Here is a 16,488-nt window from a genome sequence, read left to right on the forward strand (position 1 = left end):
GCGTACGGTGCGGGGGCCCGGCGCGTCGCGTCGGGCCCCCGCACGGGCCGGTACCTGGCCGGTCGCCCGGCCCGCCGATCAGCCCCGGAAACCGAGCAGCCGGTGCAGGACACCGCCCCTGGTCTCGGCGACGGTCGCCCGAGCCGCCTTCGTCGCCCTGTCGGCCGCAGGCGTCGGGTCGGGGGACTTGGCGCAGACCGCGTCCGCCTCGGACCCGCCGGTCCGGCCGCGCGGGACGGTGCCCTTGGCCAGATAGTCCGCCAGATAGGTGTCCAGGCAGTCGTTGTCGCTCAGTGTGATGCCGTGGTTGCCGCCGCCCTGCTCGACGACCAGGCGGGAACCGCGCAGCCTGCGGTGCATGGTCACGCCGCCCTGGTACGGCGTCGCCGCGTCGTCCGTGGCCTGGAAGAGCAGCACCGGCGGAAGGCTCTTGTTGGACACCCGCACCGGACGCAGCGGCTCCACCGGCCAGTCCGCGCACGGCGCGTTGTACCAGGTGTTGTTCCAGGTGGAGAAGGGGGCCTTCGCCTGTACGCGCCAGCCGTCGTTGCGCCAGGTGTTCCACTCGCGGGGCCACGAGGCGTCACGGCACTGCACGGCCGTGTAGACGGAGTACCCGTTGTCGCCCTCCGCGTCGAGCGCCCCGAACTTCTCGTACGCCTTTACGAGCGCGTTCTCGTCGCGGTCCTTCACGTAGGCCGCGAACGCCTCGGCCAGGTGCGGCCAGTAGCCGTTGTAGTAGCCGCCCGGCAGGAACGTGTCCTCCAGTTCGCTCGCCCCGACCTTCCCGCCCGCGGGGTGCTCCGCGACCGCCCGGCGCATCGTGTACCAGGCGCGTTCCACCCGCGCCGGGTCACCGCCCAGCCCGTACGCGCTGTCGTGCTTCGCCACCCAGGCGGCGAACGCCTTGTGGCGGGCGTCGAAGGCATAGTTCTGGCCGATGTTGTCCTCGTACCACACGCCCTCCGGGTCGACGCTCGAGTCGAGCGCCATGCGCCGCACCCGCTCCGGGAACAGCTTGGCGTACACCGCGCCGAGGTACGTCCCGTACGAGTAGCCGAAGTAGTTGAGCCGGCGGGCGCCGGTCGCCCGGCGGATCACGTCGAGGTCCTTGGCGGCGCTGACCGTGTCCATGTGAGGCAGCAGGTCCGGGTACTTCTCGCCGCACGCCTTCGCGAAGGAGACGGTGCGGTTCCGGTTGGCCTCTTCGACCCCGGGCGCGTGCGGCACCGAGTCGGGGCGCAGCGGATCGAAGAACCCGGGGACGCAGTTCAGGGCGGGTCTGCTCCTTCCGACGCCGCGCGGATCGAAGCCGATCACGTCGTACTGCGCGGCCACCGCCCTCGGCAGCGAGGAAGCGACGAATCCGGCCATCGGCAGCCCGCTGCCCCCGGGGCCGCCCGGATTGACGAGCAGGGGGCCCTGGAAGGTCTTCGCGGTGTGCGGGATCCGGGACAGGGCGAGCGTGATGTGCCGGCCCGACGGGTCGTCATGGTCCAGCGGAGTGCGGACCGTGGCGCACTGGAGCCGCGGGTGCGCTTCGGTGCCGCAGTCGGTCCAGCGGAGCGGGGCGGTGGCGGTCCGGGGCTCCGCGTCGGCGGCCGCCGGGGACGGGGTCGCGGTCACCAGACCGGCGACCGTCGCGCCCACGGCGACGAGAATTCCTGGACGTTTCGTCATATGGCCTCCCGGGGTGGGGAACACGGGGGAACGCGGCTGTGCGTGACACGGTCTCCGCCGCATGCTCCCCGCATTCATGCCCGGAAGGACATGTTGTGGAGAGAGTTGACCCGTTTGCCCTGTGACGGGGGTTTCTGGTAAGGGCGTTCCGGGGGTCGTCGGCTCGGGGCGGGTTCGTCAGAGCAGGGTCAGCTGGGTCGGTCCGGAGGCGTCGGACCACGCGGTGTCCCTGGGGCGCACGGGCAGCCGGCGGGCCGTCCCCCGGTGCGACGGCCCGATGCCGAACTCGGCCGCCAGCTCGTGGACGTGGCGCGTGATGCGCCGCTGGTACCACTTGGGCGCGTACGGCCCCTCCGCGTACAGCCGCTCGTACCGGCGCACCAGATGCGGGTGGTGCTGTCCCAGCCACCGCATGTACCACTCCCGGGCGCCGGGACGCAGATGGAGCACGAGCGGGGTCACGGACGTCGCCCCGGCGGCGGCGATCGCCCGGACCGTGGCGCGAAGCTGGTCCGGATGGTCGCCGAGGAACGGGACGACGGGCGCCATCAGTACTCCGCAGTCGATGCCGATCCCGCTCAGGGCGCGCACGACGTCCAGGCGGCGCGCGGGGGACGGGGTGCCGGGTTCCACGGTGCGCCACAGCCCCTCGTCGACGAAGCCGACCGAAACGGAGATGCCGACGTCGGTGACCTCGGCCGCCTGCCGCAGCAGTTCGAGGTCGCGCAGGATCAGTGTCCCCTTGGTCAGGATCGAGAACGGGTTCGCGTGGTCGCGCAGGGCCGAGACGATGCCGGGCATCAGCCGGTAGCGGCCCTCCGCCCGCTGGTAGCAGTCGACGTTGGTCCCCATCGCGATGTGCGCGCCGTCCCAGCGTCCGGACGCGAGGTGCCCGCGCAGCAGTTCCGGGGCGTTGACCTTGACGACGATCTGGGAGTCGAAGCCGATGCCCGTGTCCAGGTCCAGGTAGCTGTGGGTCTTGCGGGCGAAGCAGTACACACAGGCGTGGGTGCAGCCGCGGTACGGGTTCACCGTCCATTCGAACGGCATGCGCGAGGCGCCGGGCACCCGGTTCACGATGGAGCGGGCCCGGATCTCGTGGAAGGTGATGCCCCGGAACTCCGGGGTGTCGAAGGTGCGCGTGGTCACCGCGTCCGCGGCGAAGAGCGCGCTGCTCCCGGCCGTGGCGGGGTTCTCGACCAGATGGTTCCAGCGCATGGACGCCTCCTCGGTAGCGCTCGTCGAGAGAATAGAACATTTGTTCCCATGATCGTTTTCTCCGCTTCGTCCGGGAGTGCCCCCGCGCCGGACGCGACCGGGCGCCGAGGGCCTCCCGGCCGGGTCCCGGCGGGGTCCCGGCCGGGAGCGGCACCGGGAGCGGCCCCGATTTTGAGCGGCGCGCCGAAGGTGATTGGCTCGGCACACCCCCGAATTCCGAGTGCTGGAGGAACAGCCATGGCGCAGGTCGAGGCCACCACGGAACGAGTCATCGCGGCGGACGCGGACACGGTGTTCGACGCGCTGGCCGACTACGAGCGGACCCGCGGCAAGGTGCTGCCCGGGCAGTTCAGCGAGTACGAGGTGCGCGAGGGCGGCGACGGCGAGGGCACCCTCGTGCACTGGAAGCTCCAGGCCACCAGCAAGCGGGTTCGCGACTGCCTGATGGAGGTCACCGAGCCCACCGACGGCCGGCTCGTGGAGAAGGACCGCAACTCCTCGATGGTCACCACCTGGACCGTCACCCCGGCCGGCGAGGGCCGTTCGAAGGCCGTCGTGTCGACCGTCTGGAACGGTGCCGGGGGCATCGGCGGATTCTTCGAGCGGACCTTCGCCCCCAAGGGACTCGCGCGCATCTACGACGAACTGCTGCGCAATCTCGCCACCGAAGTCGAGAAGTAGCCCCTCGACCCGATCGGTTCACCTCACCGGTTCGGGTGGTTTTCCGGTCCCTCCGGTGGTGCGCCGCAGCACCTCCCACCGGGGATTAAGCCCCCGGTACGCCGTCGGCGCCCCCTCGTCGGCGTTTGCCCTCCCTCGTCGCGCGATGCGAGAAAGGGCGGCGCAGACGCGACGAGGGGAGCGGCGACGTGGTGGGTGGGATCACACTGCTGGGGGACGACCGGGACGGTACTCGCGGCGGTTCGGGAACCGCCGGATCGGCGGCCGCACCACCCCCGCACCCGTCTCCGTCCCCGGACGGGGGAACGCCGCAGGCGGCGGAGGAGTCCGCCGCCCCGCCCGGCTTACCGGAGACCAGCCCCCGCCGCATCCGGCTCGTCTTCCTCGGGCTGATGCTGACGCTGCTGCTGGCGGCGCTCGATCAGATGATCGTCGCCACTGCGCTGCCGAAGATCGTCGGGGAGCTGCACGGCCTGGAGAAGATGTCCTGGGCCGTCACCGCGTACCTTCTCGCCTCCACCATCGGCCTGCCGCTCTACGGGAAGCTCGGCGACCTCTTCGGACGCAAGGGCGTCTTCCAGTTCGCGATCGTCGTCTTCGTCATCGGCTCCGCACTGGCCGGCTGGTCCCGCACCATGGACGAACTCATCGCCTTCCGGGCCCTCCAGGGCATCGGCGGCGGCGGACTCATGATCGGTGTCCAGGCCATCATCGCGGACGTCGTCCCGCCCCGGGAACGCGGCAGGTTCATGGGGCTCATCGGCGCCGCCTTCGGTCTCGCCTCCGTCGCCGGCCCGCTGCTCGGCGGCTTCTTCACCGACCACGCCTCCTGGCGCTGGTGCTTCTACATCAACGTCCCGTTCGGCCTGATCACCCTGGCCGTCATCACCGTCGTGCTGAAACTGCCCCGGCCCGCGGTCCGCCCCCGCCTCGACGTCCTCGGCGCGCTGCTGCTCGCCGCCGCGTCGACCTGTCTGGTGCTGCTCACCAGTTGGGGCGGAACGGAATACCCCTGGGGGTCGGGCGTCATCCTGGGGCTCGGCGCCGGGGCCGTCGCGACGGCCCTGCTGTTCCTCGTCGCCGAGCGACGGGCGGCCGAACCGGTCATCCCGCTGCGGCTGTTCCGCGACTCGATCTTCAACGTCACCGCGCTCGTGGGCGCGGTCGTCGGCGTCGCGCTGTTCGGCGCCGCCAGCTACCTGCCGACCTTCCTGCAGATGGTCGACGGCGCCTCGGCCACCGAATCCGGTCTGCTGATGCTCCCGATGATGGGCGGCATCGTCGTGGCGTCCATCGTCTCCGGCCAGCTCATCTCCCGTACCGGCCGCTACCGCGCCCACCCCGTCGTCGGCAGCGCGGTCTCGGTCGTGGGGATGTGGCTGCTCTCCCGGCTCGACACCGACACCCCACCGCTCGAGAACGGCATCGCGCAGGCCGTGCTCGGCATCGGGATCGGCCTGGTCATGCCGGTGCTGGTGCTCGCCGTGCAGAACTCCGTACCCCCCGCCGACCTCGGCACCGCCACCAGCGCCAACAACTACTTCCGGCAGATCGGCGGCAGCGTCGGCGCCGCCGTCTTCGGCACGCTCTTCGCCGGGCGTCTGGCCGACGCGCTGGCCGCCCGCCTGCCGGCCGACGCCGATCTGCCCGACCCCGAGTCGATCACCCCGCAGCTCGTCCACGCCATGGAACCCGCGCTGCGCGACGCCTACATCCGCGCGTACGCCGACGCGATGCCGCGGATCTTCCTCTACCTCGTGCCGGTGCTCGTGCTCGGCCTGGTCCTCGCCCTCTTCCTCAAGGAGAAACCGCTGGTGTCCCACAACGGCCCCGAAACAGCCGCCCCGCCGACCACCGGGGCCGCGCCGGTCCCCGCCGCCCGCGCCGCTACCCCCGCCGTCCCCCCGACCGCGTACCTCTCGGGCGTACCGGTGTGCGGCAGCGTCCAGCACCCGGACGGCACCAAGGTCCCGCGTGCCGCGCTCACCCTCATCGACGTCCAGGGGCAGCAGGTCGGCCGGGGCGCGAGTGGTGACGACGGCCGCTACGCGCTGAGCGTGCCCGGCGCGGGCGCGTACGTCCTGATCGCCGCGGCCGGGGGTCACCAGCCGCAGGCCGTCAGCGTCACCGTGGGCGAACGGCCGGTCGAACTCGACGTGGTGCTCGGCGGCGCGGGCCGGCTCGCGGGGACCGTCGTCACCGCCGACGGGCTCCCGGTGCGGGACGCCGCCGTCACCCTCACCGATGTGCGCGGCGAGGTGGTCGCCTCCACGCGCAGCGGACGCGAGGGCGGCTATGTGATCAAGGAACTGGTGGCCGGTGAGTACACCCTCGCGGCCAGCGCCCCCGCGTTCCGGCCCGCCGCGCTGCCGGTGAGCGTGCAGGCCGCGCGGGAGACCCGGCAGGACATCGAACTCGCCGGAGGGGCGGTGCTGCGCGGTGTCGTACGGGCCGGTGGCGGCAGGCCGGTCGAGGACGCCCGGGTCACCCTGCTGGACGCGGCGGGCAACGTCGTGGACACGCTCACCACCGGGCCGGACGGGGCGTTCAGGTTCGTGGACCTGTCCACGGGCGAGTACACGGTGATCGCGGCCGGGTATCCGCCGGTGGCCACGGTCCTCCAGGTCGCGGGCGGCGGGCGCACCGAACGCGACCTCCTGCTGGGGCACCAGGACTGACCGTTCGGCGGGCGGGCCGCGGCGGACAGCAGAGCGCGGCGACGGACGGGAGGGGGTACGGGCACCGCCGGACCGCCCACCCGGCGGCCACGCCGGGTGAGGACGGCGCCGGGTGGCGGCGCCGACCCGCATGCGCGGATCGGCGCCGCCGATGTCAGGAGGCGTCGGCCACCGCCGCCGATGCCTGCGCCGCCCCGCTCCGCCCGGGATAGCGGTCGGCCCAGGGCAGAGCCTCCTCCAATGCCGCGGAGACGGCGAACAGGAGGTCCTCGCGGCCCCAGCCCGCCGTGAGCGACACCCCGAGCGGCAGCCCCTCGGAACTCCAGCCCAGCGGAAGGCTGATGGCCGGACACCCGGTGGCGTTCCCGATCACGGTGTTGCCCGTGAACGCGGTCATCGCGGCCAGTTCCGCGGCCGGATCGGAGTCGTCGCGAAGCTCTCCGACGCGGGTCGGCGGAGCGGTCACGGTCGGTGTGATCACGAGGTCCGCGTCCGCGTGGTCGAGGATCCAGGCTCGCGCGCGGGCCTGCACGACACCGATCGAAGCGGCCAGCTCGGCCGCGCTCGACCGATGCGCGGCGGACCGGAGATGACGCACGATCGGTCGCATCACCGATCCGTCGAACGCCGCGGCCCTGGAGCCGACCAGCGCGGTGAACATCACCCGGAAGTTCTCGGTGAGTTCGGGGTCCGGAGCCTGGTCGCGGGCGAACACGTCGTGGCCGAGCCCGGCCAGTGCGCGGCCGGTGCGTTCGACGGCGGCGGCGACCTCGGCGTCCACGGGCGGACCTGCTCATGCGCCACCCCGTCGTGCTGGAGGCGCACCGTCGCGCTCCCCTCGTGGGGCCCGGCGCCGACGACGCCGCACTCCGGGTCGTCGCGGCCCTGCGCACCGCCGGGCTCGACGAGCGGGCCGCGGTGTACGCGTACGGCGCCCTGCACGACTTCGTCACCGGACACGTGGCGATCCGGATCGGCCGCGGCGATCCGGAACGGCTCCCGCTGCCGCCCGAACGCCGGGCCATGTCGGTCTTCGTCGAACACCACGACTACGACCGCCGGTTCGCCTACGGCCTCGATCTCGTCGTCGCCGGGATCACCGCGGCCGCCACCCCTGTACCGCACGAGGAGCAGAGATGACGCACGACCTGCCCGAACCGCCCGAGACGGTCCGTATCGAAGGTCCTGGCGGGCGCCGCATCGCCTACTGCTCGTACGGGGACCCCGACGCCGCGCCCGCGATCGTGCTGCACGGCACCCCGGGCAGCCGCTACGAGGGCGTCGCGCTGCAGCGGGCCGCGACGGACGCGGGCGTCCGGCTGATCTTCCCGGACCGGCCCGGATACGGTGGGACCGATCCGGTGCCCGGCCGCGGTTTCCATCGCTGGAACGACGACTTCCTGTCTCTGCTCGACCACCTCGGCCAGGAACGGGCGACGCTCGTGGCGATCTCCGGCGGCGGGGGGTAGGCGCTGTCCGCGGTCCAGGCCCACCCCGGGCGGGTGGTGAAACTGATCCTCGCGGCCGCCGCGATTCCCGGGGCGCCCAAGGAGGCGTACGTGGGCCGGATCCCGATCGTGACATGGCTCAACCGCATCGTCCGCTGGGCCCCACCGGTCGGCGGCTCGATGCTCGCGGGCACGGGAGTCTTCAAACGGGTGCGCAGCCGCGAGTCGAACCTCGCGGCCTGGCCCAGGGCCGACCGGCTGGTCATGAGCACCCCCGAGTACCGGGCGCTGTCCGACCTGGACACGACCGAGGGGCGCCGCCAGGGCATGGACGCGGCGCTGACCGACCTGACCGGCTACGCCCACCCGCTGCCGGCCCCGCTGGCCTCGGTCTCCGTGCCGACCGTGTTCCTCCACGGCGACGCGGACGGCAACGTTCCCGTGGGGGTGGCGCGTTGGGCACACGCGCAGATCGCCAGCGCCGAACTGAGGATCGTCCCCGAGGGCGGCCACCTCTTCCTGATGGAGGATCCGGAAACCCTCCTGCGGGAACTGGCCTGAAGGGAACCGGTCGGAGTGGGGACGGATCCGTTCGCGTCCGGGCACCGCGACGCGGACGGTGCGGCGGCGACCGTCACGGACCGGACGGCCCCGGCCGGCCGCCCCGGTTCTCCCGTGGCCACTCAGAGCCTGCCGGGTGGTCTCCGACCGGGCGGTCGCGCCCTGGCACGGGCGCTTCCGGCGCTGCCGAAGCACCCTGGTGGCGCCTTCCCCGCTCCCTCGGCCTCGTTCGGCGGGGGAGACCCCGTCCCTGGACGTCCCGGCGCCCCGGAATCGCACGCAGCATGCCGCGTCCACGTTCCGGGCGAAGGTCACTCGCCAGGCTCTCGGCCGGCCGCGCGGGCCGACTCCGTCGGATACACCGCCGCATGGACCGACTGGAAGAGGGCGCTCACCTCCTGGCCGCTGAGGCCCTGGGAGCGTGCCTCGTTCAGCCATTCGGCCAGCGACGCCCTGAGCGGCGACTCGGAACCCGTCTGCGCCGGCGCGAGGGAGCGGGTGATGAAGGTGCCCGCCCCCTGCCTCACCTCGGCGAGACCCGCGCGTTCCAGTTCGCGGTACGCCTTGAGGGTCGTGTTCGGGTTGACCTTGGTGTCCGCGGCGACCTGCGCGGCTGTCGGCAGACGGTCACCCGCCTCCAGCGCGCCCATCCGCAGCGCCTGCTCGACCTGCCGCACGATCTGGAGGTACGTGGCCACTCCGCTGCGTCGGTCGATGCGGAACACGACCACCGTCATCACCCCCTTCGGGCTGCCGAAACGATACGTACCCGTGACGGCGTGTCACCGGAGGGGCCTCCGGGACACCCGCCACACCGTGAACGCGGTGAGCACGGCAGCGGCCGCGAGCAGGATGCCCGCACCCGTCCACTGCATGGCCGGCATCTGGTCGAAACCGAGGTACTGGATGACATTGTCGACGATGCCGTGCTCCTTCACGCAGGCGTTCGACGCGGCCTCGGTCTCCTCGGCGCACAGGCCCCAGCCGTACAGGTGGCCGTCGGCGGAGCCGATCCAGCGGTCCAGCTCGTACGCCTCGTCGAACCGCGCGGGCAGGTCGTCGTCGAGCGGGTAGGAGAACATGCGCGCGGGCGCCAGCAGGGAGTGCATCCGGTCCCAGACCAGTTCCACGCACATGGAGAAGACGAACGTGACCGCCATGGCCGGCAGCACCCGGCGCAGCAGCAGGCCGACGGTGATCCCGGCGGCGGTGAGGAAGAGGCACAGGGCCGGCAGCACCGGGCCGGTGTTGTCGAAGATCGCCCCCTCCGACCAATGGGCCTGGAACACCGAACGATAGGGCTTCCACCACCAGGTGAAGAGCGCCGAGAGCACCGAGGCGGCCACGAGCACGGAGCCGTAGCACCAGGCGAGCTTGGCCGTGATCCAGCGGCGCCGGGACACCGACTGGGTGGTGACCAGACGGGCGGTGCCGTGCTCCTGGTCCGCCGCGATCAGCGGGGCCCCGAGGAAGACGGCGAGGAGCACGGGCAGCATGCCCAGGGCGGTGAGGGTGAGACCGACGCCGCCCGAGGAGAACGCCGGCTGTGGCAGGGGCTTGTCCGGCCAGCCGGCCGCTTCGAGGACCTGGGCCATCCGGCCGCGCTGGTGGACCAGCCACCCCGCGCCGAGGACGGCCACGGCGGCCAGGGTGAGCAGCGCGGCCCGGTGCTGGCGGACGACGAGCCAGTTCAATCCGCCCAGCAGGCGACGGCCGGGCTCCTGGCGGGTCGTCCGGGAGGCGTCGGCGAGGGTGGTGCTCATCAGCTGTGGATCCCTTCGTCCTCGAAACGGGCGCCAGGTGTGAACAGGGCAGGCGCGTCCGGCGAGCGCAGATGCGCCAGCAGCACCTCCTCCAGGCTGGGTTCGGTGACGACCCACTCGGCGGGCAGCGGGCCGTTCGGCCGTACCAGCGCCTGGAACTGCCGTCCCTGGACCCGCATTTCGACGACGGTGTGGGGGGCCAGCACGGCGGCCGGGTCCGCGCCGGTGGCCAGCCCCGTCACCAGCGCGTGCGCCGGGACGAGCGCGTCCGCGTCACCCGCCATCCGGACCCTGCCCTCGGCGAGGACCAGCAGGTAGTCGCACATGTCCTCCAGCTCGGACAGCAGGTGGGAGGACATCATCACGGTCGTGCCGCGCTCGACCGCCTCCGACATCAGCAGGCTGCTCAGGTCGTGACGGGCCAGCGGGTCCAGATCAGCCATCGGCTCGTCGAGCAGCAGCAGATCGGGCCGCTTGCCGAAGGCGAGCGCGAACGCGACCCGGGTGCGCTGGCCGCCCGAGAGCGTGCCGATCCGGGCCTGCATCGGTACCTGGCCCGACCGTACGATCCGCTCCGCCGCGACCATGTCCCAGCCGGGGTTGAGTTCGGCGCCCATGCGCAGCGTCTCCGCCACGGTGAACCCCTTGAACAGCGGCTTGTCCTGCCCGAGGAACGCGAACCTCGGCATCACCGCGGGATCGTCCACCGGTACGCCGAAGACGCGAAGTTCGCCCTCGGTCGGCTGCACCTGCCGGGTGGCGAGTCCCAACAGGGTGCTCTTTCCCGCTCCGTTGGGGCCGACGAGACCGCAGATGCGCCCGGCCGGCAGCCGGAACGAGCAGTCCCGCAGGGCCCAGCCGCGGCGGTAGCGCCGTCCCAGGCCGCGGGCCTCCAGTGCCCAGGCGCCGAGGGCGCCGTCCGGAGTGAATGCGTCTGCCATGCACTTCCCTCTGATTCCATTAGTCAATTAATGGAATCATGGTCTTGGTGCAGGGAGCCTGTCAAGGCGGGTCCGGGGAGGCCGCGTGCCGCCCCGCGTTCGTGTCCGGGCGCGGGCCGCTGGGAGTCGCGTTCCGCATGCGGGCGCTCCGGGTCGTTGTGCGGGTTCTTCGGAGGACTGGACCTCTGAACGTTGATGTGCCTCTGGCCCGGCGGTTCCCCGGCGCGTAGCGTGACCCCGCATGAAGATCTTGATCAGCGCGGACATGGAGGGCGCCACCGGCGTGACCTGGCCGGCCGACGTGCTCCCCGGAACCCCCCAGTGGGAGCGGTGCCGTGCCATGTTCACCTCCGACGTGAACGCGGCGGCGCTCGGCTTCTACGACGGCGGCGCCGACGAGGTGCTCGTCAACGAGGCCCACTGGTCGATGCGCAACCTCCTGCTGGAGCGGCTCGACGACCGGGTGCAGATGCTCACCGGCCGGCACAAGTCCCTCTCCATGGTGGAGGGCGTCCAGCACGGCGACATCGACGGCATCGCCTTCGTCGGCTACCACACCGGCGCCGGAGCGGAGGGCGTCCTCGCCCACACGTATCTGGCGAACTCGGTCACCGGTGTGTGGCTCGACGGCGTCAGGGCGAGCGAGGGGCTGCTCAACGCCCATGTCGTGGCGGAGTACGGCGTCCCCGTCGTCCTCGTCACCGGCGACGACCTGACCTGCGCGGACGCCGAGGGCTACGCGCCCGCGGCACGCAAGGTGGCGGTGAAGGACTACGTGTCGCGGTACGCGGCGGTGTGCCGTACCCCGGCCCGTACCGCGGCGGACATCCGGGCCGCGGCCGGGGAGGCGGCCGCGCTGGCCGTGCGGCACGCCCCGGTGGAGGGCGGTCCGTTCACCGTCGAGCTGGAATTCGACGCCGAGCACCTGGCGGGCGCGGCCACCGTCGTCCCCGGCGTGGCTCCGAGCGGTGAACGGCGTGTCGCCTACACCAGCGCGACGATGTACGAAGGCATCCGCACGTTCAAGGCGGTGACCACGATCGTGTCGTCCGCCGTGGAGGAACAGTATGGCTGAGCAGTCCTGTCCCGGTGACGCCGTCGACGCGCGGGCGCTCGACGAAGTGGTGACGTTCACCTCCGAACTGATCCGGATCGACACCACCAACCGCGGCGGCGGGGACTGCCGCGAACGCCCGGCCGCCGAGTACGTGGCGGAGCGGCTGGCGGCGGCCGGACTCGAACCCGTCCTGCTGGAACGCACCCCGGGCCGCACCAACGTGGTCGCCCGGATCGAGGGCACCGACCCGTCCGCCGACGCCCTGCTCGTCCACGGCCATCTCGACGTCGTTCCCGCCGAGGCCGCCGACTGGACCGTGCACCCCTTCTCCGGCGAGGTCCGAGACGGCGTCGTCTGGGGGCGCGGCGCCATCGACATGAAGAACATGGACGCGATGGCCCTGGCCGTCGTCGGCGCCTGGGCCCGGTCCGGGGTACGGCCGCGCCGCGACATCGTGATCGCGTACACCGCCGACGAGGAGGCCAGCGCCGAGGACGGCTCCGGCTTCCTCGCCGACCGCCACGCCGCGCTCTTCGAGGGCTGCACCGAGGGCATCAGCGAGTCCGGGGCCTTCACCTTCCACGCCACCCCGGACCTGGCGCTCTACCCGATCGCCGCGGGCGAGCGTGGCACCGCCTGGCTGGAGCTCACCGCGCGCGGCAGGGCCGGGCACGGCTCCAAGGTCAACCGGTCCAACGCGGTCACCGCGCTCGCCGCGGCCGTCGCCCGCATCGGCGCGCACGAATGGCCCGTCCGTCTCACCCCTACCGTGCGCGCCGCACTCACCGAAATCGCCGCACTGCACGGCATCCGCCCCGACCTCGACGCCCCCGGCTTCGACGTGGACGAACTGCTCGGCAAGCTCGGACGGTCCGCCGCCCTGGTCGAGCCGACCGTCCGCAACAGCTCCAACCCGACGATGCTCCAGGCCGGTTACAAGGTCAACGTGATCCCCGGCCAGGCCACCGCCTTCATCGACGGCCGGATGCTTCCCGGCGGCGAGGACGAGTTCCACGACACGATGGACCGGCTGACCGGGCCCGACGTCGACTGGGAGTTCCACCACCGCGAGGTCCCCCTGCAGGCCCCGGTCGACTCGCCGACCTTCGCGAAACTGCGCGCCGCCGTCGAACGGTTCGACCCGGACGGCCACGTCGTGCCGTACTGCATGTCGGGCGGCACGGACGCCAAGCAGTTCTCCCGGCTCGGCATCACCGGCTACGGATTCTCACCGCTGAAGCTGCCCGCGGGCTTCGACTACCAGGCGCTGTTCCACGGCGTCGACGAACGTGTCCCCGTCGAGGCGCTGCACTTCGGCGTCCGCGTCCTCGACCACTACCTGCGCACCGCCTGACCCGCCACCACCGCCCGACCCGCTACAGGGGGATGTGAACATGTTGCCCACAGGGGCCCACGGAACATGGCCGTCACCAATCGACGCCGCCCTCGCCGCCTCCCGAGACGGCCGCCCGGACCACGTCGGCACCGTCGGCGACGAGGTGTGGTGGACGGAACCGCGCCCCGCCGAGGCGGGCCGCCGCGCCCTGGTCCGCCGCCGCGCGGACGGGACGACCACGAGCGTGCTGCCCGCCCCGTGGAACGTACGGAGCCGGGTCGTCGAGTACGGCGGACAGCCCTGGGCCGGGGCCGCCCGCGCCGAGGGCGGACCGCTCGTCGTCTTCGTCGACTTCGCCGACCAGCGGCTGTACGCGTACGCCCCCGACGAGCCCGGCGGCCCCCGGCCGCTCACCCCGGTCGGTGCCGTCGGCGGGGGGCTGCGCTGGGTCGATCCGAGCCTCCACCTCCTCAGGGGCGAAGTGTGGTGCGTGCTGGAGGAGTTCACCGGCGAGGCGCCCACCGACCTGCGCCGGGTCATCGCCGCCGTCCCCCTGGACGGCTCGGCCGCCGACGATCGCACGGCGATCCGCGAACTCACCGACGACGGCCACCGGTTCGTCACCGGGGCGAAGCTCTCGCCCGACGGGCGCCGGGCCGCCTGGATCGCCTGGGACCATCCGCGCATGCCGTGGGACGGCACGGAGGTGATGCTCGCCGAGGTCACCGAGGACGGCACGTTCCGGGACGTGCGCAGCTTCGCGGGCGGCCCCGAGGAGTCGATTCCGCAGATCGAGTGGGACGCCGACGGATCGCTGCTGTTCGCCGGTGACCGCAGCGGCTGGTGGAACCTGTACCGCGCCGACCCGCACGGGGACGCCGTGCCGCTGTGCGCCCGGGAGGAGGAGTTCGCCGGCCCGCTCTGGACGATCGGCTGCCGCTGGTTCCGGCCGCTGGACAACGGCCTCGTCGCCACCGTCCACGGCACGGGCACCACGACCCTCGGCATCCTCGACCCGCGGACCGGCGAACTCACCGACGTCGCCGGGCCCTGGACCGCGTGGGCCGCCTCCCTCGCCGCTCACGGCAGCCGCATCATCGGCATCGCCGCGAGCCCGTCCAGCGCCTACGAGGTCGTGGAGCTGGACACCGCGACCGGCCGCACCCGCGTCATCGGCACACCGCACGAGGACGCCGTCGACCCCGCCTACTACCCGCGGCCCGAGTCCCGCACCTTCACCGGACCCGACGGCCGGGAGATCCACGCCCACGTCCATCCGCCGCGCAACCCCGGGCGGACCGGTCCCGATGGCGAACTGCCGCCCTACGTCGTGTGGGCGCACGGCGGCCCGACCGGGCACGCCGCACTCGTACTCGACCTGGAGATCGCGTACTTCACCTCGCGCGGCATCGGCGTCGTGGAGGTCAACTACGGCGGCTCCACCGGCTACGGCAGGGACTACCGCAACCGGCTGCGCGAACAGTGGGGCGTCGTCGACGTCGAGGACTGCGCGGCCGTCGCCGGGGCCCTGGCCGCCGAGGGCACGGCCGACCCCCGCCGCCTCGCCATCCGGGGCGGCAGCGCAGGCGGCTGGACCACCGCCGCCTCGCTGACCGGCACCGACGTCTACGCCTGCGGCACGATCATCTACCCCGTCCTCGACCTGACCGGCTGGGGCACGGACGAGACCCACGACTTCGAGTCGCGCTACCTGGAGTCCCTGGTCGGCCCGATCGCCGAGGTCCCGGAACGCTACTGCGAACGGTCCCCGCTCAGCCGTACCGAACGACTGAACACACCCTTCCTCCTGCTCCAGGGACTCGCCGACCCGATCTGCCCGCCCGTCCAGTGCGAACGGTTCCTGACCGCGATCGAAGGACGCGGCGTCCCGCACGCCTACCTCGCCTTCGAGGGGGAGGGGCACGGATTCCGCCGCGCGGACACCATGATCCGTGCCCTGGAGGCCGAACTCTCCCTGTACGCACAGACCTTCGGATTCGACTGCCCCGACGTACCGGCTCTGGAGCTGAAGCGGTGACCCCCGAAGCACGCACCCCCGAAGAGCGGAAGTCCGCACCGCGGACGCTCGAACCCCTGACCCGCCCCGCCCGGCTGCGCCCCGGTGCCAGGATCGCCGTCGTGTCGCCGAGCGGGCCCGTCCCCGCCGACCGCCTGGAGCCCGGGCTCGACATCCTGCGCCGTTGGGGCCTCGAACCGGTGGAGGCGCCCCATGCGCGCGCCGTCCATCCTGAGCTGGAGTATCTGGCGGGCGCCGACGAGGCGCGGGCACGGGACCTCCAGGAGGCATGGTGCGATCCCTCGGTCGACGCGGTGATCTGCGCCCGCGGCGGCTACGGCGCGCACCGCATGGTCGATCTGGTCGACTGGGCCGCGATGCGCGCCGCGGGGCCCAAGGTGTTCATCGGCTACAGCGACATCACCGTGCTCCACGAGGCGTTCGCCGAGCGCGTGGGCCTCGCCACCCTGCACGGGCCGATGGTGGGCACCGAGACCTTCCTGAAGGACCCGGACACCCAGGAGTCCCTGCGGGCCACCCTGTTCGAGCCCGAGACGGTGCGGACGCTCGGGCTGCCCGGCGCACGCACGCTGGTGCCCGGCACGGCGCGCGGCGTGACCTTCGGCGGCTGCGTCAGCCTGCTCGCCGCCGGCATCGGCACCCCGCACGCCCGGACCTCCGCCCGGGGCGGGCTGCTGGTCATCGAGGACACCACCGAGGACCCGTACAGCGTCGACCGCATCCTCACCCACCTGTTGCGGGCCGGGGCGCTCGCCGGGATCGCCGGCGTGGCCTGCGGCTCCTGGGAGGGCTGCGGGCCCTACGAGCAGGTGCGGGCCGTCCTGGCGGACCGGCTCGGCGCGCTGGGCGTGCCCGTCGTGGAGGAGCTGGGCTTCGGGCACGGGCCGACGGGGCTGACGATTCCGCTCGGTGTGCCGGCCGTGCTGGACGCGCCCGCCGACGGCGGCCCCGCCACGCTCACCACCGAGGTGCCCGCGCTGATCTGACCGCTAGTGCCGCTCCCGGCAACGTTTGCCCCGTCGCACCGTCCGGCACGCACTCCCCAAGGCCTTAAGGGCCAGGGGGACCCCCTTCGGCGTTGGCCGAG

The 16,488-nt window shown here is 72.7% G+C and carries 15 protein-coding genes; 9 read left to right on the forward strand and 6 right to left on the reverse strand.

Annotated elements, in window-relative coordinates; genetic code table 11:
- Positions 1-78 precede the first annotated feature (78 nt).
- Both ACFYY6_RS34780 and ACFYY6_RS34785 read right to left on the reverse strand, forming a co-directional pair.
- The gene (locus tag ACFYY6_RS34780; protein WP_386609753.1) at positions 79-1,680 is read right to left on the reverse strand and encodes an alpha/beta hydrolase; all 1,602 of its coding nucleotides are present in this window, start codon (positions 1,678-1,680) and stop codon (positions 79-81) included.
- 177 nt (positions 1,681-1,857) lie between these two features.
- Positions 1,858-2,898 (reverse strand): Rv2578c family radical SAM protein, encoded by a 1,041-nt coding sequence (locus tag ACFYY6_RS34785; protein ID WP_386609755.1) that lies wholly within the window; start codon positions 2,896-2,898, stop codon positions 1,858-1,860.
- 237 nt (positions 2,899-3,135) lie between these two features.
- Between ACFYY6_RS34785 and ACFYY6_RS34790 the strand changes: the two genes are divergently transcribed.
- The gene (locus tag ACFYY6_RS34790; protein ID WP_073791538.1) at positions 3,136-3,579 is read left to right on the forward strand and encodes an SRPBCC family protein; all 444 of its coding nucleotides are present in this window, start codon (positions 3,136-3,138) and stop codon (positions 3,577-3,579) included.
- Between the two features lie 188 nt (positions 3,580-3,767).
- Positions 3,768-6,257 (forward strand): MFS transporter, encoded by a 2,490-nt coding sequence (locus ACFYY6_RS34795; RefSeq protein ID WP_351520100.1) that lies wholly within the window; start codon positions 3,768-3,770, stop codon positions 6,255-6,257.
- Positions 6,258-6,411: 154 nt separating this feature from the next.
- On the opposite strand, the gene ACFYY6_RS34800 is transcribed toward ACFYY6_RS34795, so the two are convergent.
- Positions 6,412-7,038: an amidase family protein gene (locus tag ACFYY6_RS34800; protein ID WP_389197271.1), complete on the reverse strand. Its 627-nt coding sequence runs from the start codon at positions 7,036-7,038 to the stop codon at positions 6,412-6,414.
- A 14-nt stretch (positions 7,039-7,052) separates the two neighbouring features.
- On the opposite strand from ACFYY6_RS34800, the gene ACFYY6_RS34805 reads away from it, so the two are divergent.
- The 3 genes from ACFYY6_RS34805 to ACFYY6_RS34815 are packed head-to-tail and all read left to right on the forward strand — an operon-like array spanning position 7,053 to position 8,266.
- Positions 7,053-7,397, forward strand: coding sequence for a hypothetical protein (locus ACFYY6_RS34805; RefSeq protein WP_386609758.1), 345 nt, complete (start codon positions 7,053-7,055; stop codon positions 7,395-7,397).
- Complete coding sequence (locus ACFYY6_RS34810; protein WP_389197273.1) at positions 7,394-7,726, forward strand: alpha/beta fold hydrolase; 333 nt, start codon at positions 7,394-7,396, stop codon at positions 7,724-7,726. Before ACFYY6_RS34805 ends, ACFYY6_RS34810 begins: the two co-directional genes overlap by 4 nt.
- Before the next feature lie 3 nt (positions 7,727-7,729).
- Positions 7,730-8,266, forward strand: a complete 537-nt coding sequence (locus ACFYY6_RS34815; RefSeq protein ID WP_389197277.1) for an alpha/beta fold hydrolase — start codon at positions 7,730-7,732, stop codon at positions 8,264-8,266.
- Between the two features lie 311 nt (positions 8,267-8,577).
- Here the strand turns inward: ACFYY6_RS34815 and ACFYY6_RS34820 are convergent, their stop codons facing one another.
- From ACFYY6_RS34820 to ACFYY6_RS34830, 3 genes are read right to left on the reverse strand one after another with little or no spacing between them, the layout of a single operon-like run.
- The gene (locus tag ACFYY6_RS34820) at positions 8,578-9,003 is read right to left on the reverse strand and encodes a GntR family transcriptional regulator (RefSeq protein ID WP_351635506.1); all 426 of its coding nucleotides are present in this window, start codon (positions 9,001-9,003) and stop codon (positions 8,578-8,580) included.
- A gap of 45 nt (positions 9,004-9,048) precedes the next feature.
- Positions 9,049-10,029 carry an ABC transporter permease subunit gene (locus tag ACFYY6_RS34825; RefSeq protein WP_388648822.1) on the reverse strand — a complete coding sequence of 327 codons (981 nt, stop codon included), beginning with the start codon at positions 10,027-10,029 and terminating at the stop codon, positions 9,049-9,051.
- Positions 10,029-10,970: an ABC transporter ATP-binding protein gene (locus ACFYY6_RS34830; RefSeq protein WP_351520090.1), complete on the reverse strand. Its 942-nt coding sequence runs from the start codon at positions 10,968-10,970 to the stop codon at positions 10,029-10,031. The genes ACFYY6_RS34825 and ACFYY6_RS34830 overlap by 1 nt, the downstream gene beginning before the upstream one ends.
- Before the next feature lie 241 nt (positions 10,971-11,211).
- On the opposite strand from ACFYY6_RS34830, the gene ACFYY6_RS34835 reads away from it, so the two are divergent.
- The 4 genes from ACFYY6_RS34835 to ACFYY6_RS34850 are packed head-to-tail and all read left to right on the forward strand — an operon-like array spanning position 11,212 to position 16,387.
- A complete protein-coding gene (locus tag ACFYY6_RS34835; RefSeq protein WP_351520088.1) occupies positions 11,212-12,045 on the forward strand; it encodes a M55 family metallopeptidase in 834 nt (277 codons plus the stop codon).
- Entirely contained in the window at positions 12,038-13,381 is a 1,344-nt protein-coding gene (locus tag ACFYY6_RS34840) for a M20/M25/M40 family metallo-hydrolase (protein ID WP_351520087.1), read from the forward strand. Before ACFYY6_RS34835 ends, ACFYY6_RS34840 begins: the two co-directional genes overlap by 8 nt.
- Before the next feature lie 40 nt (positions 13,382-13,421).
- Complete coding sequence (locus tag ACFYY6_RS34845; RefSeq protein WP_389197275.1) at positions 13,422-15,401, forward strand: prolyl oligopeptidase family serine peptidase; 1,980 nt, start codon at positions 13,422-13,424, stop codon at positions 15,399-15,401.
- Positions 15,398-16,387 carry an LD-carboxypeptidase gene (locus ACFYY6_RS34850; protein ID WP_351635495.1) on the forward strand — a complete coding sequence of 330 codons (990 nt, stop codon included), beginning with the start codon at positions 15,398-15,400 and terminating at the stop codon, positions 16,385-16,387. Before ACFYY6_RS34845 ends, ACFYY6_RS34850 begins: the two co-directional genes overlap by 4 nt.
- Positions 16,388-16,488: the final 101 nt, after the last annotated feature.

The organism is Streptomyces sp. NPDC001750 (genome assembly GCF_042892615.1).
Classification (GTDB): Bacteria; Actinomycetota; Actinomycetes; order Streptomycetales; family Streptomycetaceae; genus Streptomyces.

Excerpts from the sequence above, each read along its gene's own strand:
- ACFYY6_RS34780 (WP_386609753.1), bottom strand. The coding sequence starts at position 1,680 with ATGACGAAACGTCCAGGAATTCTCGTCGCCGTGGGCGCGACGGTCGCC.
- ACFYY6_RS34785 (WP_386609755.1), bottom strand. The coding sequence starts at position 2,898 with ATGCGCTGGAACCATCTGGTCGAGAACCCCGCCACGGCCGGGAGCAGC.
- ACFYY6_RS34790 (WP_073791538.1), top strand. The coding sequence starts at position 3,136 with ATGGCGCAGGTCGAGGCCACCACGGAACGAGTCATCGCGGCGGACGCG.
- ACFYY6_RS34805 (WP_386609758.1), top strand. The coding sequence starts at position 7,053 with ATGCGCCACCCCGTCGTGCTGGAGGCGCACCGTCGCGCTCCCCTCGTG.
- ACFYY6_RS34810 (WP_389197273.1), top strand. The coding sequence starts at position 7,394 with ATGACGCACGACCTGCCCGAACCGCCCGAGACGGTCCGTATCGAAGGT.
- ACFYY6_RS34820 (WP_351635506.1), bottom strand. The coding sequence starts at position 9,003 with ATGACGGTGGTCGTGTTCCGCATCGACCGACGCAGCGGAGTGGCCACG.
- ACFYY6_RS34825 (WP_388648822.1), bottom strand. The coding sequence starts at position 10,029 with ATGAGCACCACCCTCGCCGACGCCTCCCGGACGACCCGCCAGGAGCCC.
- ACFYY6_RS34830 (WP_351520090.1), bottom strand. The coding sequence starts at position 10,970 with ATGGCAGACGCATTCACTCCGGACGGCGCCCTCGGCGCCTGGGCACTG.
- ACFYY6_RS34835 (WP_351520088.1), top strand. The coding sequence starts at position 11,212 with ATGAAGATCTTGATCAGCGCGGACATGGAGGGCGCCACCGGCGTGACC.
- ACFYY6_RS34840 (WP_351520087.1), top strand. The coding sequence starts at position 12,038 with ATGGCTGAGCAGTCCTGTCCCGGTGACGCCGTCGACGCGCGGGCGCTC.
- ACFYY6_RS34845 (WP_389197275.1), top strand. The coding sequence starts at position 13,422 with ATGTTGCCCACAGGGGCCCACGGAACATGGCCGTCACCAATCGACGCC.